Source organism: Pseudomonas putida (assembly GCF_030159595.1).
Lineage (GTDB): Bacteria > Pseudomonadota > Gammaproteobacteria > Pseudomonadales > Pseudomonadaceae > Aquipseudomonas > Aquipseudomonas putida_AC.
This window is the reverse complement of the sequence record NZ_BSKJ01000006.1, coordinates 69,544-85,459: the sequence shown is the minus strand read 5'-3', so window position 1 is coordinate 85,459 and position 15,916 is coordinate 69,544. Positions and strand designations below refer to the sequence as shown.

Genomic DNA, 15,916 nt, shown 5'->3' with positions numbered 1-15,916 from the left:
TGGCCTTGTCACGACCAGCGCCAGCTGCCCGAAAGGGCAGCGGCGCCGGCCGGTTCAGTGAGGCAAAATCAGTGTTGCAGGATCTTGCTGAGGAAGTGCTGGGTACGCTCGTGGCGGGCAGTCGGGTTGCCGAAGAAGTCTTCCTTCTGGCAGTCCTCGATAATGTTGCCTTTGTCCATGAAGATGACGCGGTTGGCCACTTTGCGGGCGAAGCCCATTTCGTGGGTCACGCACATCATGGTCATGCCTTCGTGGGCCAGTTCAACCATTACGTCCAGTACTTCGTTGACCATTTCCGGGTCCAGTGCCGAGGTCGGTTCGTCGAACAGCATGACGATCGGGTCCATTGACAAGGCGCGGGCAATGGCCACGCGCTGCTGCTGACCACCGGACAGCTGGCCGGGGTGCTTCTTGGCGTGGGCACCGAGGCCGACGCGGTCGAGCAGGGCCAGGCCTTTTTTGGTCGCTTCCGCTTCGCTGCGGCCGAGCACCTTGCGCTGGGCAATGGTCAGGTTCTCGGTGATGGACAGGTGCGGGAACAGTTCGAAGTGCTGGAACACCATGCCAACCCGCGAACGCAGCTTGGGCAGGTTGGTCTTCGGGTCGGCGATCGAAGTGCCATCGACCACGATGTCACCTTTCTGGAACGGCTCCAGGGCGTTGACGCACTTGATCAGGGTGGACTTGCCCGAGCCCGACGGGCCACAGACCACCACCACTTCACCTTTCTTGACCTCGGTGCTGCAGTCGGTCAGTACCTGGAAGTCGCCGTACCACTTGTTGACGTTCTTGATGGAAATCATACGGTGATCCTTTTTTGCAGGCGCTTGACCAGCCACGAAGCGGAGAAGCTGATGAGGAAGTACACGACGCCGGCGAAGATCAGGAACTCATGGGAGCGCCCGATGATGTCGCCGTTGGAGCGTGCCGAGTTGAGGAAGTCTACCAGGCCCACGGTGTACACCAGCGAGGTGTCCTGGAACAGGATGATGCTCTGCTGCAGCAGCAGCGGGGTCATCTTGCGGAAGGCCTGGGGCAGGATGATCAGGCGCATGGTTTGCGCGTAGTTCATGCCCAGCGCTTGCGCGGCGCCCATCTGGCCTTTGGAAATCGACTGCACGCCGGCACGCACGATCTCGCAGAAGTACGCAGCCTCGAACATCATGAACGCCACCACGCACGAGGTGAAGGCACCCACGGGGGTGTCTTCGCCGGTGATCCAGCGCAGCACGAATGGCACTGCCAGGTAGAACCAGGTGATCACCAGCAGCAGCGGGATAGAGCGGAAGTAGTTGACGTAGGCGCCAGCCACACGTGACAGCAGCTTGCTCGACGACAGACGCATCAGTGCCAGGACGGTGCCCAGCGCGATACCGCCAACCACGCCCATGACCATCAGTTGCAGGGTCATGACCATGCCGTCCCAGAGGGCGGGCAGGGCCGGAATGATTTCGCTGAAATCCATGTCCATTTATTTGCCCCCCACGGAAATCAGGCCAGGCACGGCGACTTTCTTCTCGACCATGCGCATCAGCAGCATCAGGCCCATGTTCAGGGTGAAGTAGATCAGCGTGGCCAGGGTGAACGCCTCGAACAGGTTGGCGGAGAACTCAGCGGTCTGTTTGGTCTGCGCCAGCAGCTCCATCAGGCCGATCAGCGACGCCACCGAGGAGTTCTTGAAGACGTTGAGGAACTCAGAGGTGAGCGGTGGAATGATGATCCGGTAAGCCTGCGGCAGCAGCACGTTGTTGTAGATCTGCGGGAGGCTGAAGCCCATGGCGCGGGCGGCGGCTTCCTGGCCACGCGGCAGCGCCTGGATACCGGTACGCACTTGTTCGCAGACGCGGGCTGCGGTGAACAGGCCCAGGCAGATGACCACGCTGATCAGTGCCGAAGTGGTCGGGTTCAGGTCCTGCTTGAACCACTCCTGCAGGCCTTCGGGCAGCAGGTCCGGTACCAGGAAGTACCAGATGAACAGCTGCACCAGCAATGGCACGTTGCGGAATAGCTCCACATAGGCGGTAGCGATGCCCGATACCAGGCGGTTCGGCACGGTACGCATGACGCCGAGGACTGACCCCAGCAGCAGCGCGATGATCCAGGCGGTGATGGCGATGGCGATGGTCCAGCCCAGGCCGGTGATGTACCAGTCCAGATAGGTTTCGCTGCCCACGCCGGTGGACTTGAAGAACACGCCCCAGTCCCAGTTGTAATTCATCGGGATTTCCCCTCAGACGGTTGTTTCACGGGCACCTTCGAGCATCCGGGGGCGGCAAGCGCCCTCGGATGAAAGGTTAGACACTAATGAGTGGCCTGCAGAATTGATTCGTGCGCTTGAGCACCAGGCCACTATTTGCTGAGGATCAGGACTTCTTCTCGTCTGCCGCCTTGTCGGTCGGCTCGGCGATCAGTTTTTTCAGTTCGTCGCTCATCTGGAACTGCAGGTTCAGGCCTTTTGGCGGGATCGGCTGCATGAACCATTTGTCGTAGCTCTTGTTGACTTCGCCCGACTTGAAGTAACCGACGATGGCGTCATCGACCGCTTTCTTGAAGGCCGCGTCTTCTTTGCGCACCATGCAACCGTAGATTTCATACGACTGTGGGGTGCCGGTAATGACCCAGTCCGAAGGCTTGCGGGCCTTGGCCATTTCGCCGGCGAGCAGAGCGTCGTCCATCATGAAGGCCACGGCGCGGCCGCTTTCGAGCATGTTGAAGGCTTCACCGTGGTCCTTGGCGGAAATCACGTTCATCTTCATCTGCTTGTCGGCGTTCATCGCCTTGAGGATGCGCTCGGAGGTGGTGCCGGCGGTGGTCACCACGTTCCTGCCGGCCAGGTCCGGGAAGTCTTTGTATGCAGGTGCACCGTCCTTGACCTTGGTCAACAGGCGGGTGCCGACTTCGAAGATGCCGACCGAGAAGCCGACTTGCTGCTGGCGCTCGACGTTGTTGGTGGTGGAGCCGCACTCAAGGTCCACGGTGCCGTTCTGCACCAGCGGGATGCGGGTCTGGGAGGTGACCAGGTTGTAACGGACCTTGATGTCCGTACCCAGTTGCTTCTTCAGGGCGTCGACGACAGCCAGCTGGATATCATGCGAGTAGCCCACGGGCTCGGGCTTGCCGGCCAGGTAGGAAAACGGGATGGAGGAGTCGCGGTGGCCCAGGGTGATGGTGCCCGATTCCTTGATCTTCTTCAGGGTGCCGGTCAGTTCTTCGGCCATGGCCGGCGAAGCGATCACAGCGGCCGCGATGGCGGCGCCCAGCAATTGACGAACGATACGCATCAAATTTTCCTCGACGTGTTTGTTTTTTTTATGGAGCCGTTGGCGGACTCTTTCGTTCAACGAATACCGCAAGAAGCGAGTGCATTCGGCTACCAAGTGTAGAGCATGACTCGTGCCAAGCCCTGACTCCGATCATAACGCCGCGAAATTCCTGAGGTTTGAAGTTTTCCGGGCAATTGTGACGTCATTTTTCGGCCGGTATTCCGAACGCGTTGCATTCTGGTGTTCGGTAATCCGAATGGATGGCCTGGTTAGTTGATGGTACTCATATTTAATTACCACTTTCGTAGCGTGAGGCCGTGGCCTGCTACCTGAATTTCAGGAGGCAGAACCCATGACCGATGCGCGTGAACAGCTTGGCTCGAACCCCATCCCTGCGGACTCCATCGATGCCGTGATCGCCAAGCAAATACCGGACTGGATCAGAAATGCGTCTGTCGAAGCGCTCAGGGATCTGCACCTTGCCTTGCGTGCGGAGCAGGCGGGTGCAGAACGCGTAAGAGAACTGCTGAAAGGCCTTGCCGGGCTGGTGGAGTTCGCCGCGCCAAAGCTGGAGAAACAGCTGCAAGCAGGGCACAACATCAACGTGGATGTACGCACGGCCTCGCTGTGCACGGTGGTGCGAAAGGAATACGCCAGTATGTTTCCACTGCCCCCCGTCGTGCGGGTTGTGCGTACCGCTTCAGTGCCCCTGTTGTCTGCGGCCCTGCATAACTTCGCCCTGGATGAAGTGCAGTCACGGCCTCTTGTTCGTCGCCGGCTCGAGGCCCCATCTGGCGCAGTGTTACCTGTCTCTTTCGTGCAGTTTGCCAAGCTAAGCCGTGAACTGGATCTTGGCGGTCTGTACCAGAACGCACTGCATAAGACTTTGCTGCCCGCCGATGAGCAGGCTCGGCAAAACGTGGTGAACCTGCTTGAAGAGTCTTCCCGGTCAGCCATGGAGGCCGCGGTGCGTATTGCGGCGCTCAAAGGGCTGATTGATGAGCACTCGAATGTGCAGCTTTTGAGTCTCTGCGACAAGACGGTATCGGGCAGCATGCAAGGCGCTGAATCGAGCCCGGCTTCACCGAGCATGTTCAAGATTCGGCAGCTTTATGTATTGGGCAAATGCGTACACGGAGTGGTGACTGTTGAAGTCAGAGACAGTAAGGGCGCAATGCGCAATCTGCTGGTGTGGATCCCGGGTGATCCCGTTCAGGCCATTCAGCATTTCCGGTCCTGGGAGGGGTTCTATGAGGTATTGGGGCTGCGCTTGCGCGAGGCAGCCTATGCCGGTTTTTTCGGCCGGTTCATCGCCGAGCGTGATCGGATTTCATTCAGTACCCAGCTTGAGGGGCGCAAAGAGAAAGCCAAGGCTGGCACACCGCTCAGCCTCGATTGTCGAAACCTGGTTGTTGAACTGTCGCTGTTCCGCTACCTGCGGAGCCAGCGTATCAACAAGATCCTTGATGACGCCAAGGTTCTGGCCATCCCGACCGGCGTCAAGGATGCCGAGTCGCGTAACGCCGAACTGAGATCCTATGCAAGCACTGGATTGGCGTTGCTTGGCCTGGCTGGATTTTTTGTCCCCGTACTGGGTGAGGTCATGCTGGGCATTGCAGCGCTTCAAGTCGCCGACGAAGTCTATGAGGGCTATCAGGATTGGAAAATCGGTGATCGGCAGGCCGCGCTGGGGCATTTGTTCTTGGTAGCAGAAACGATTGTCGTTGGTGCGGCCCTGGGGGCGGGCGCAACGGCAGGCGCACGGCTGTTAGAGCGCGTGAGTTTTGTTGATGACTTGATACCGGTACTGGTTGGCAGCGAGCGCCTGAAACTGTGCTCCCGCGATATGAGTGCCTACCGTGTCGACAGAACGGGTAGCCCGTCGACGGGGCTGGTCTCTATCGATCGCCAAGCTGGGCATCTGCGTTTGTCAGAAGGGGATTTCCAGCTGGCAAGTTCTCGGGACCGCAAGGACCTGCTGATCCGCCACCCCGCGCGTGAAGATGCCTACCGCCCACTGCTGGAGCGCAATGGCAGTGGTGGTTGGCGCCATGCGCTCGAGCAACCTCAGGAATGGCAGGGAGAGCACTTGTTACTGCAGAGGCTGGCGGCCAGGTTCACTGATATCAGCCCAGAGCAGGCTACGGCCGTGCTCGATTGCACAGGGTTCGATGAGGCACAGTTACGGCGCTTGAACGTAGAAAACGCGCCCGCACCTGCGCGCCTTCAGGATGCGTTGGACCGTTACCGGTTACATGCTGCGCATTCAGCGATGGAGACCGCTGCTTTCGACATGTTGGTCGCGGCTGCGCAGGAGGCTGAAGAGGTGGAAGATGCTCTACTGCGCCGGCATTTCCCTGGGCTCAGCGTGCGAGGCGCAAAAGAAATACGTCAGCAAGTGAACAGTGGTGATCTGGAGCTACTGAATAGCACCGGGCGGGTGTCGCTGGCCATGGCAGAAAGAGCGCGCTGGTTGCTCCGTGACAGCCGCCTGGACCGAGCCTGCGCGGGCCTGAGGCAAGCACCTGCGATCAATACCGATACTGAACGACTGGCCTTGGGGTTGGTGCAGGAGCTCGCCGCCTGGCCCGATTCGCTTCGCGTCGAGTTACGCGAGGGCGCGCCCGAAGGGGAGGTGCTTGGCCAGGTGGGGGCAGAGGTGACGCAGCAGGTCATTTGCATCGTGCGCGAGAAAAGCCGTTACAGCATTCATGATCTGACGGGGGGCGCTCAAGCTGGCGTGACCACCACCGACAGCCTCATGAATGCGCTCTTGCTGGTGATGGGGGAAGACCAGAAGTTACTGCTGGGGGATGCAATGCTTAGTGAGCCGCAATTGGTAAACGTGCTGGCGGCTCACGCGCGTCTTCACCGCGATGTTGCTTCCCGTCTCATTGGGCAAGGGCCTGTCCCTGGGGCGGTACGGCCGCCGGTTCGCTTTGCCGATGGTCGGCTTGGTTACCCGCTGAGTGGGCGGGGGAATGGCCGTGCGCAAGCCAGCATGCGCGGAATCAGGCAGATTTTTCCTACGCTCGACGATGAGCAGCTGCAGCGCTATGTGCTGGATGCCATGGTGGCGGGGGCTGACCCGTGGTCACGTTATGAGCGGTTACATGGGCAGTGGATGAGCCTGCGTCAAGGGCTGGCGAGTTGGCGAGCGGCGTATGTAAATATTCTCGACCTGCTAAGGCGCAGCAGAGTGGTGAGGGCAATTCGCCGTTGCTGGCGCCGTAAAACGGGGCTGCTGAGCGATGGCACTTACGCGCTAGAAATTTGCGCCGAACGTGTGGGCCGCCTGCCTGGCTTGCCGCAGGACATCATGTTCGAGCATGTGACGCGACTGGTTATGCGCGATATGGCGTTGGTGGAAGTCGACGCCGATTTCCTCAGGCGTTTTCCAAATCTGAGGGAGTTGGACTTGCGTAACAACCGGTTGTTGTCGATCCCTGCGGGCCTGGAGCATTTGCCCGAGCTTCGACAACTGCGTCTGGACAACAACCAGATCATTTTTGCCCTGGCAGATAACGAGCGGTTGAGCAGGCTGCGTAACCTTGAAAACCTTGAGATCAACTTCAACCCGTTGGGTATTGCCCCGGAGGTGAGGGGGTTGTTGAACCTGCGGAATGTGGGATTACGCGGAGCAGCGCTTGCCGAATTGCCGGAGAATCTCCAGCAATTGCCATGGCGCGGCCTTGTCGACCTGCGTGAAAACCAGATCCAGCAAGTTAACCAGGATCTGCAAGGCCTGCGGGCGCGCCTGCAACAAATGGAGCTGCGCGGCAATCCGTTGGACGAAGCCAGTGAACGCTATGTACAAGCACAGCCGGGCCCGTCGAGCGCGGTGCAACCCGCTGTGGAGGGAAGCCCGAGCTACCGTGAGCATCTGTTGCAGCAGGCGGAGTTGTCTCAGTGGCTGACGGGGGCAGTCGGTGCGTTGCGGACTTCGCGTGAGCAGGCATGGCTCAATTTGCGCAATGAGCCGGGCTCCAATGATTTCTTTCACTTCCTGAATGACTTTGGCAGGTCGCCAGACTTCTTGAAACACCCGATGTACTACCGGGCAAGGGTGTGGGGCATTATCGAGGCGTGCGAGCAGAACGGTGAGTTGCGTGAGCTCATGTTCGCGCAGACAGGGGGCGTGGCGACCTGTGAAGACCGTCTGCTCTGGTTGTTTAGCCAGCTGGAGGTCCGTGCGCTGGTTCATCGCGAAACGGCGGGCTTGTCGCAGATGCAGAGCGAGAGGGCCTTGGTAAGATTGGGGCGCTCGCTGTATCGGTTGCAAGAAGTTGACAGAGCGGCTGCACAAAAGCTCAACCGGCTCAGAGAGGCCTTTGCCAACGAGCCCGCGCGCCTGGAGAGCATCGACGACATCGAAACGTATCTTGCCTATCGGGTCGGGCTCGCCGGGCCTTTGCAATTACCGGCTCAACCGGTGCGCATGCACTACCTGGCAGAGTCGTTGGTGACCGTTGAAGACATCAATGTCGCCAGGGCAGAAATCCTGTCAGCGGAGAGCGATGTACGGCTTAGGCAGTCACTCGCCGACCAACCCTATTGGCAAGACTACTTGCGCAACACGTACTTTCTGCGATTCAGGGCGTTGGTAGATGACCAGCGTCTGGCGCTGGAGCATGCCGAAGCGCTTGTAAATGACGGAGCGATCAGTGAAAACACTTATCTCGAACAGTGCAAGGCACAGACCAAGGAACTGGAAACGAAAGAACGCGCATTGATCGAGCAATTGACTCAGGAAGCCTTCATGCGCTGGCAACGCTGACTGGGCGTATCGGCGCGGTGCATTGCTCATGCATCGCGCCGAGTCTACTCACGCAGCCTGATCGCCAACCGACACGTTGCAGGCGGTTTCCTTTAGATAGTCCTTCAGCGTTTCTTGTTCACTTGTCGAGGTGAACAAGCCCAGCTTGGTGCGCCGCCAGAGAATATCGTCGGCACTGATTGCCCATTCTTGGCTACGCAAATAATCGACTTCCCGGCTGAACAGCCCGCCACCGATGGCCTGGCCCAAATCGTCTGGCCCGCTGACGCCGTCCAGCAGGCTCCAGACGCGGCTGCCATAGGTCACGGCCCAGCGCTTTGCAATGTCTACCGGCAACCAGCCATTGCGGGCAAGGATGGCATCGACCAATGCCTGGACGGTTGTCATGTTTTCGCCACCTGGCAAGGTAGCTTCGGCAGTCCAGCTGTCGCGCATCTGGATGAAGAATGGCTTGAGTTCCACCATGGCCGACTCGGCCAGTTTGCGGTAGGTCGTCAACTTGCCACCGAACACCGACAACAACGGTGCTTCGCCCTCGGTGGCAGACAATGCCAAGGTGTAGTCGCGGGTCACCGCCGATGGGTTATCAGACTCGTCGTTGCACAGCGGACGCACGCCGGAATAGGTGTGCAGGATGTCGGCGCGGCTGAGTTGATGGTTGAAGTGTTCGTTCACGACCTTCAACAGGTAGTCGGTTTCCTGCTCGGTAATCGCCACCTTGGCCGGGTCACCACTGTATTCGCGGTCGGTGGTGCCGATCAGGGTGAAGCGGTCCAGGTAGGGGATGCAGAAGACGATACGCTGGTCTTCATTCTGCAGGATATAGGCATGCTCACCCTCGTACAGGCGCGGGACGATGATGTGGCTGCCCTGTATCAGGCGGATGCCATAGGGGGCGTCAAGCTTGAGGTCGTCCTTGATGAAGCTGGCCACCCATGGGCCGGCGGCGTTCACCAGGGCGCGGGCGCGAATGGTTTGCAGGCTGCCATCGGCGTGCTGCAGCGACACCTCCCACAGGCCATCGACGCGCTCGGCGCGCAGGCAACGGGTGCGAGTGCGCACATGCGCGCCATGTTCGCGGGCTGCCATGGCGTTCAGCACCACCAGGCGAGCGTCGTCTACCGCGCAATCGGCGTATTCGAAACCGCGGGTGATTGCAGGCTTGAGCGGATACCCCGGGCCGAAGCGCAGGCTGCGCGAGGCACCCAGGCGCTTGCGCTTGCCCAGGTGGTCATACAGGAACAGGCCTGCACGAATCATCCACGCCGGGCGCAGGTGCGGGCGGTGTGGCAACACGAAACGCATCGGTTTGACGATGTGCGGTGCCTTGGCGAGCAGCACTTCACGTTCAGCCAGCGCTTCACGCACCAGACGGAACTCGTAGTGCTCCAGGTAGCGCAGGCCACCGTGGATCAATTTGCTGCTGGCTGACGAGGTGTGTTGGGCCAGGTCGTCCTTCTCGCAAAGAAATACCTTCAGGCCGCGCCCAGCGGCGTCGGCAGCGATGCCCACGCCATTGATGCCACCGCCGATCACGGCGAGGTCATAGCAGTCGGCGAGCGGGGGCTGGGACGAAACGGGCTGGGACACGGGCAAGGCCTCCTGGGGCTGTTCACATCGAATATGAACATTGATGTTCGTTTTCGAAAATACTAGCGCAACAGAAAGCCTGTCGCCAGTCAGTCTTTATAGAAAAAACTGATCAGATGACAATAAAGTGAACATTTACGAAAATGGCGGGCCGCATGGCAGCCCGCAAGTGGCTCAAACCACCTCGAGACGGATCTTGTACTGGTTGAGCAGCTGGGTGAGGGTGGTCGTCGGCGCCTGGTCGGTTACCAGGCAATCGACCAGGCTGATCGATCCCAGACGCACCATGGCGTTGCGTCCGAACTTGCTGGAGTCGGCGGCAAGGATCACTTGCCTGGCATTGGCGATGATGGCCTGAGATACCCGCACTTCCTGATAGTCGAAGTCGAGCAGGCTGCCGTCTTCATCGATGCCGCTGATGCCGACCAGGGCGAAGTCGACCTTGAACTGGTTGATGAAGTCGACGCTGGCCTGGCCGACCACTCCGCCATCGCGACGTACCGTGCCACCCGCCACCAGCACTTCGAAATCATCCTTGGCGGCGAGGATCGCGGCCACATGCAGGTTGTTGGTGATGACCTTCAGGTGGCTGTGATTGAGCAGCGCACGGGCGATGGACTCGGTGGTCGTGCCAATGTTGATGAACACCGAAGCATGGTCGGGAATCTGCCGGGCTACGGCTTCGGCGATCCGCTGCTTTTCGTCGCGCATCTGGTCGGCACGCATGGCGTAGGCGGTGTTCTCCACGCTCGAGTCGTAGGCCGCGCCACCGTGGTAGCGACGCAGTAGATTGAGTTCGGCCAGTTGATTGATATCACGGCGGATGGTTTGCGGCGTCACGACGAACAGCTGCGCCATTTCTTCGATACTGACGTAACCGCGTTCGCGCACCAGTTCGAGGATTTGTTGTTGGCGAGGGGGCAGATTCATGGGCGGTCCTTTGGGGCAGCCGGACAAATTCTGCAATGATGCCGTAGGACGCGGATGACGGCCAGTAGACGATTGGGGCCGCGTGGCGGCCCCGATAGGCATTACGCTTCGTGATCTTCCCAGTCACGGGTGCGCTCGACCGCCTTCTTCCAGCCGGCATACAGCTTCTCTTTTTGCGCTTCATCCAGCTGTGGGCTGAACTCGCGCTCGATGATGGCTTTGTCGCGCAGCTCATCCAGGCCACTCCAGAAGCCACAGGCCAGGCCAGCCAGGTAGGCGGCGCCCAGCGCCGTGGTTTCGCGCATTTGCGGGCGCTCCACGCAGGTGCCGAGGATGTCGGCCTGGAACTGCATGAGGAAGTTGTTGGCCACCGCGCCGCCGTCTACGCGCAGTTCGGACAAGCGCTGGCCGCAGTCTTGCTGCATGGCATCGAGTACGTCGCGTGTCTGGTAAGCGATCGACTCCAGTGCGGCGCGGATGATGTGGTCCACCTTCACGCCACGCGTCAGGCCGAACAGCGCGCCGCGGGCATACGGGTCCCAGTACGGCGCACCCAGGCCGGTGAAGGCGGGCACCAGGTAAACGCCATTGCTGTCCTTGACCTTGCTGGCGAAGTACTCGGTATCCAGCGCATCGTTGACGATTTTCAGTTCGTCACGCAGCCATTGCACGGTGGAGCCACCGTTGAACACTGCACCTTCCAGCGCATAGGCCACCTCGCCACGCGGGCCGCAGGCGATGGTGGTGAGCAGGCCATGGGACGACGTTACCGCCTTGTCGCCGGTGTTCATCAGCAGGAAGCAGCCGGTGCCGTAGGTGTTCTTGGCCTGGCCCGGCTCCACGCACATCTGGCCAAAGAGTGCCGATTGCTGGTCACCCGCGATACCGGCGATGGCGATGCCACTCTTGGTGTGACCGTACACTTCCGAGGAGGGGCGCACCTCTGGCAGTATCTGCCGAGGAATGCCCAGGATCTCCAGCAGTTTGTCGTCCCACTGCAGGCTATGGATGTTGAACATCAGCGTGCGTGAGGCATTGGTGTAGTCGGTGACGTGTACCTTGCCGCCGGAGAACTTCCAGATCAGCCAGGTATCGATGGTCCCGAACAGCAGCTCGCCACGCTCGGCGCGTTCGCGGGCGCCTTCGACGTTGTCGAGGATCCATTTCAGCTTGGTGCCGGAGAAGTAGGGGTCGGTGACCAGGCCGGTGGTTTCGCGAATGTAGTCTTCATGCCCGTCACGCTTGAGCTGGGCGCAGATCTCGGTGCTGCGGCGGCACTGCCAGACGATGGCGTTGTAGACCGGGCGGCCGGTTTCCTTGTCCCACACCACGGTGGTTTCGCGCTGGTTGGTGATACCGATCGCGGCAACCTGGGCGTGGCTGATACCTGCCTGGGCCAACGCTTCGACCATGGTCGCGCTTTGCGTGGCGAAGATCTCCATCGGGTCGTGCTCGACCCAGCCCGCCTGGGGGTAGTGCTGGGCGAACTCGCGCTGGGAGGTACCCACCACATTGGCGTCGCGGTCGAAAATGATCGCCCGCGAACTGGTGGTGCCCTGGTCCAGGGCGATGATGTAGTTCTTATCCTGGGTGTCTGTCATGGTCGTAGGCCTTGCAAAAATAGGGGGTCAGGGCTGGGCGTGATGCCGGCATCAATTGGCTTGAGTATCGCCCTGGCGAATGTCATTTGTCTCAGGGTTCGCAGCAGGCGCCGTTGGCAGGTTGCGGGCGATAAGACCGCGATAGGTCGCGGCTCCCACGCAGGCGCCAAGGATCGGTGCGAATACCGGAACCAGGAAATAAGGAATATCCCGCCCGCCAGTGAAGGCGATTTCGCCCCAGCCGGCCAGGAAAGTCATGAGTTTTGGCCCGAAATCGCGGGCCGGGTTCATCGCAAAGCCGGTCAATGGGCCCATGGCGCTACCGATCACGGCGATCAGCAGGCCGATCAGTAGCGGCGCCATGGCGCCGCGTGGCAGGCCGTTGTTGTCGTCGGTCAGGGCCATGATCACGGCCATCAGAATGGCGGTGATCACCACTTCCACCAGGAACGCCTGGCCAGTGGACAGCGACGGGTGTGGATAGGTGGAGAACACCGAGGCCAGCTCCAGGCTGGCTTCGCTACCGCGCAACATGGTGTGGGCCTGTTCGAAATCGAAGAACAGGTTGCTGTACAGGGTGTAGACCAGCGCCGCACCACAGAACGCACCGCATACTTGGGCCAGCATGTAGAAGGGCAGCTTGCGCTTGTCGAAACCGGCAAACAGGGTAAGGGCGATGCTCACGGCCGGATTCAGGTGCGCGCCGGAAATGCCGGCGGTGAGGTAGATCGCCATGCTCACACCGACGCCCCAGATGATACTGATTTCCCATAGGCCGAAACTGGCGCCGGCGACCTTGAGCGCGGCAACGCAGCCGGTACCGAAGAAGATCAGCAGCGCGGTGCCGAGGAACTCGGCCAGGCATTGGCTGGACAATGTGGGTTGGCGTAGAGCAGTCGTCATGTATGACCTCGTTTTTTTTGTTGTGAGGCGCGTGGCGCTCGACAGCAAAGCCCGGTGTCGATCCCCATTGACCCCGGGCAAATACAGGAAACGCACCTTAAAAGTGCGCCATTTGTTCAGAAGCGAAAAAATATAGACAAGAAACGCTGATGTCAAAGGTCGAAAGTGAACGACCAGTCACGAAATGGCCGCTAAAATCAGCTGCGGATCCCCGAGCTAGAGGTGCGCGATTGCGGTGCGCTGGCTGCGCTGTGGGAATTGTCCTAAAGTAGCCGCCGAGCCGTCCCAGACCGGAGCCCCTGCATGACCCCCGCACTAGACCTGCTGAAGAAGCACCGTGCCGAACACCGCGTGCACAGTTATGAACATGATCCGAAGTCGGCGTCATATGGTCTGGAGGCGGCGGAAAAGCTTGGGGTCGACCCACAGCAAGTATTCAAGACCTTACTGGCGAGCAGTGAGAAGGGGGAGTTGCTGGTAGCGGTGGTGCCTGTGGTAGGTACCCTGGACTTGAAGGCCCTGGCCCATGCTGCCGGGGTAAAGAAATGCGAGATGGCCGACCCTGTGGCGGCGCAGCGGGCTACGGGTTATCTGGTGGGTGGAATCAGCCCGTTGGGGCAGAAGAAGCGCCTGCGTACGTTCATTGACGAATCAGCGCAGAACTTTGCAACCATCCATGTCAGTGCTGGACGGCGTGGGCTGGAAGTAGAATTGGCAGCGGGGGTGTTGGCCGAGCATACCCAGGGCAAGTTTGCCGGGATCGGTCGAGGCTGAGATTTCTGGGGCCGCAAAGCGGCCCCAATTGCTGTGAAATCAGGTCGCCGAGCTGTACCGACGTACCCCGTTCTCCTGGCGCGGCAATTGCGCCGCCACACTGCCCGGCACCGGGAACAGCACCAGGTGATCGGCCTTCACCGCAATCCCCACATCTCCACCGACCTGATGGTCGACATGGCTGGGGAAAATCGCTTCCAGCTGGCTGCCGGTCGGCAACTGCAGGCGATACAAGGTCGACGCCCCAAGGAAACTTTTTCCAACGATAGCCGCCCGCAGCGGGCTGTCCGGTGCATACACGATATCGTCGGGGCGTAGCAGCACATCCACCGAGCTGCCCTGCGCCATGGTGTAGGCGCGGTTGCCACGCAGTTCACCCAGCTCGGTATTGACCGCTTCGTGGCTGCTCATCTGCCCACGGATGAAGTACCCCTGGCCAATGAAGCTGGCGACGAACGGCGTCTGCGGCTCGTGGTAAAGGTTGTAGGGCGTATCCCACTGCTCCAGGCGGCCTTCCTTGAACACACCCACCTGGTCGCTGACGGCAAACGCTTCTTCCTGATCATGGGTCACCAGGATGGCACTGGTGCCGCGGCTCTTGAGGATGTCGCGAACCTCATGGCTCAGGCGCCGACGCAGCTCCACGTCCAGGTTGGAGAACGGCTCGTCAAGCAGCAGCAACTGCGGCTCTGGCGCCAGTGCGCGGGCCAGGGCGACCCGCTGCTGCTGGCCACCCGACAGCTCATGCGGGTAACGCCCGCCCAGGCCGCCCAGTTTGACGAGCTCGAGCATCTCTTCGATGACGGCGGCCTGGCGTGGGTGCTTGGCGATGCCAAAGGCAATGTTCTGCGCCACGGTCAGGTGCGGGAACAACGCGTAGTCCTGGAACACCATGCCGATGCGGCGCTTTTCCGGGGCCAGGGTAAAGCCAGCCCGGGAAATGACCTCGCCAGCCAGTTGGATTTCACCTTCGTGCACCGGCTCGAAGCCGGCAATGGCGCGCAGGGTGGTGGTTTTCCCGCAACCGGATGAACCTAGCAGGCAACCAATGTCGCCTGCGTTCAAGTGCAGGTTGAGGTTCTGGACGATGCGCTGGTCGCCATAGCCGCAGGCGAGGTTGCGCAGGTTGAGCAGTAGGGGTTGACTCATGCGTGGTGGTAAGCCGGTTCTACAAGGAATTCGAGAAGCGCCTTCTGTGCATGCAGGCGGTTTTCAGCCTCGTCCCAGGCGACCGAACGTGGGTCGTCGAGCAGGTCCTGGCTGATTTCCTCGCCACGGTGGGCGGGCAGGCAGTGCATGAAGAGGACATCGGGTGCCGCCAGGTCGAGCAGTTCGCGGGTGACCTGGTAAGGCGCGAAATGCGCCAGGCGCCGTGCAGTTTCCTCCTCCTGACCCATGGAAGTCCAGACATCGGTGACCACAAGGTGTGCGTCACGCACGGCTTCCTTTGCATCCCGGATGATCTGCACGCGGTCACCGCCCAGCGCCATGAAGCGTTCATCCGGCTCGTAGCCTTCGGGGCAGGCGATGCGCAGCTGGAAATCGAACTGCCGGGCAGCCTCGATATAGGAGTTGCACATGTTGAAGCCGTCGCCGATCCAGGTCACGGTCTTGCCCTGGATCGAACCGCGGTGTTCCAGGAACGTCTGCATGTCGGCCAGCAGCTGGCACGGGTGCGACTCGTCGGACAGGCCGTTGATGACCGGTACGCGCGATTTGGCGGCGAATTCGGTCAGGGTGCTGTGGGCGTGGGTGCGGATCATCACCACATCGACCATGCTCGACAGCACGATGGCGCTGTCGCCGATCGGCTCGCCACGGCCCAGCTGGGTATCGCGCGGCGACAGGAAGATGGCCTGGCCGCCGAGCTGGATCATGCCGGCCTCGAACGACACCCGGGTACGGGTCGAGGACTTCTCGAAGATCATGCCCAATACGCGGTTCTTCAGGGGCTCGAACAGCACGCCTCGCTTGCGCAGGTCCTTCAGCTCGATGCCGCGGCGGATCACCCCGAGCAATTCGTCGGTGGTGAAGTCCAGCAGGGAGAGAAAGTGCCTAGCGCTCATGATTGACTACCT

General features: G+C 60.5%; 12 protein-coding genes. 2 read left to right on the top strand and 10 right to left on the bottom strand.

What is annotated here, in order from left to right:
* Positions 1 to 68: 68 nt before the first annotated feature.
* The 4 genes from QQL85_RS15015 to QQL85_RS15000 all read right to left on the bottom strand — a co-directional run bounded on the left by QQL85_RS15015 (position 69) and on the right by QQL85_RS15000 (position 3,281).
* Positions 69 to 803, bottom strand: a complete 735-nt coding sequence (locus QQL85_RS15015) for an amino acid ABC transporter ATP-binding protein (RefSeq protein ID WP_284354304.1) — start codon at positions 801 to 803, stop codon at positions 69 to 71.
* Positions 800 to 1,471 (bottom strand): amino acid ABC transporter permease, encoded by a 672-nt coding sequence (locus QQL85_RS15010; protein ID WP_284354303.1) that lies wholly within the window; start codon positions 1,469 to 1,471, stop codon positions 800 to 802. The genes QQL85_RS15015 and QQL85_RS15010 overlap by 4 nt, the downstream gene beginning before the upstream one ends.
* Positions 1,472 to 2,218, bottom strand: a complete 747-nt coding sequence (locus tag QQL85_RS15005; protein WP_085675218.1) for an amino acid ABC transporter permease — start codon at positions 2,216 to 2,218, stop codon at positions 1,472 to 1,474.
* Between the two features lie 145 nt (positions 2,219 to 2,363).
* A complete protein-coding gene (locus QQL85_RS15000; protein WP_284354302.1) occupies positions 2,364 to 3,281 on the bottom strand; it encodes a glutamate/aspartate ABC transporter substrate-binding protein in 918 nt (305 codons plus the stop codon).
* Positions 3,282 to 3,615: 334 nt separating this feature from the next.
* Between QQL85_RS15000 and QQL85_RS14995 the strand changes: the two genes are divergently transcribed.
* On the top strand, positions 3,616 to 8,040 hold the full coding sequence (locus QQL85_RS14995) for an NEL-type E3 ubiquitin ligase domain-containing protein (protein WP_284354301.1): 4,425 nt from the start codon (positions 3,616 to 3,618) through the stop codon (positions 8,038 to 8,040).
* Positions 8,041 to 8,088: 48 nt separating this feature from the next.
* Here the strand turns inward: QQL85_RS14995 and glpD are convergent, their stop codons facing one another.
* The 4 genes from glpD to QQL85_RS14975 all read right to left on the bottom strand — a co-directional run bounded on the left by glpD (position 8,089) and on the right by QQL85_RS14975 (position 13,064).
* Entirely contained in the window at positions 8,089 to 9,630 is a 1,542-nt protein-coding gene (gene glpD / locus QQL85_RS14990; protein WP_284354300.1) for a glycerol-3-phosphate dehydrogenase, read from the bottom strand.
* A 174-nt stretch (positions 9,631 to 9,804) separates the two neighbouring features.
* Entirely contained in the window at positions 9,805 to 10,560 is a 756-nt protein-coding gene (gene glpR, locus QQL85_RS14985; protein ID WP_284354299.1) for a DNA-binding transcriptional repressor GlpR, read from the bottom strand.
* 101 nt (positions 10,561 to 10,661) lie between these two features.
* On the bottom strand, positions 10,662 to 12,161 hold the full coding sequence (gene glpK, locus QQL85_RS14980; RefSeq protein ID WP_284354298.1) for a glycerol kinase GlpK: 1,500 nt from the start codon (positions 12,159 to 12,161) through the stop codon (positions 10,662 to 10,664).
* 51 nt (positions 12,162 to 12,212) lie between these two features.
* A complete protein-coding gene (locus tag QQL85_RS14975; RefSeq protein ID WP_284354297.1) occupies positions 12,213 to 13,064 on the bottom strand; it encodes an MIP/aquaporin family protein in 852 nt (283 codons plus the stop codon).
* Positions 13,065 to 13,367: 303 nt separating this feature from the next.
* Here QQL85_RS14975 and ybaK point away from each other — a divergent pair, with 303 nt between their 5' ends.
* Positions 13,368 to 13,838, top strand: a complete 471-nt coding sequence (gene ybaK / locus QQL85_RS14970; RefSeq protein WP_284354296.1) for a Cys-tRNA(Pro) deacylase — start codon at positions 13,368 to 13,370, stop codon at positions 13,836 to 13,838.
* A gap of 39 nt (positions 13,839 to 13,877) precedes the next feature.
* Here ybaK and QQL85_RS14965 read toward each other — a convergent pair whose 3' ends face one another.
* Positions 13,878 to 14,987 carry an ABC transporter ATP-binding protein gene (locus QQL85_RS14965; protein WP_284354295.1) on the bottom strand — a complete coding sequence of 370 codons (1,110 nt, stop codon included), beginning with the start codon at positions 14,985 to 14,987 and terminating at the stop codon, positions 13,878 to 13,880.
* Positions 14,984 to 15,904, bottom strand: a complete 921-nt coding sequence (gene argF, locus QQL85_RS14960; protein ID WP_284354294.1) for an ornithine carbamoyltransferase — start codon at positions 15,902 to 15,904, stop codon at positions 14,984 to 14,986. The genes QQL85_RS14965 and argF overlap by 4 nt, the downstream gene beginning before the upstream one ends.
* Between the last annotated feature and the right edge of the window lie 12 nt (positions 15,905 to 15,916).

Bases quoted from the DNA above. Each gene is read 5' to 3' on its own strand.
- QQL85_RS15015 (WP_284354304.1), bottom strand. From the start codon at position 803: ATGATTTCCATCAAGAACGTCAACAAGTGGTACGGCGACTTCCAGGTA.
- QQL85_RS15010 (WP_284354303.1), bottom strand. From the start codon at position 1,471: ATGGACATGGATTTCAGCGAAATCATTCCGGCCCTGCCCGCCCTCTGG.
- QQL85_RS15005 (WP_085675218.1), bottom strand. From the start codon at position 2,218: ATGAATTACAACTGGGACTGGGGCGTGTTCTTCAAGTCCACCGGCGTG.
- QQL85_RS15000 (WP_284354302.1), bottom strand. From the start codon at position 3,281: ATGCGTATCGTTCGTCAATTGCTGGGCGCCGCCATCGCGGCCGCTGTG.
- QQL85_RS14995 (WP_284354301.1), top strand. From the start codon at position 3,616: ATGACCGATGCGCGTGAACAGCTTGGCTCGAACCCCATCCCTGCGGAC.
- glpR (WP_284354299.1), bottom strand. From the start codon at position 10,560: ATGAATCTGCCCCCTCGCCAACAACAAATCCTCGAACTGGTGCGCGAA.
- glpK (WP_284354298.1), bottom strand. From the start codon at position 12,161: ATGACAGACACCCAGGATAAGAACTACATCATCGCCCTGGACCAGGGC.
- QQL85_RS14975 (WP_284354297.1), bottom strand. From the start codon at position 13,064: ATGACGACTGCTCTACGCCAACCCACATTGTCCAGCCAATGCCTGGCC.
- ybaK (WP_284354296.1), top strand. From the start codon at position 13,368: ATGACCCCCGCACTAGACCTGCTGAAGAAGCACCGTGCCGAACACCGC.
- QQL85_RS14965 (WP_284354295.1), bottom strand. From the start codon at position 14,987: ATGAGTCAACCCCTACTGCTCAACCTGCGCAACCTCGCCTGCGGCTAT.
- argF (WP_284354294.1), bottom strand. From the start codon at position 15,904: ATGAGCGCTAGGCACTTTCTCTCCCTGCTGGACTTCACCACCGACGAA.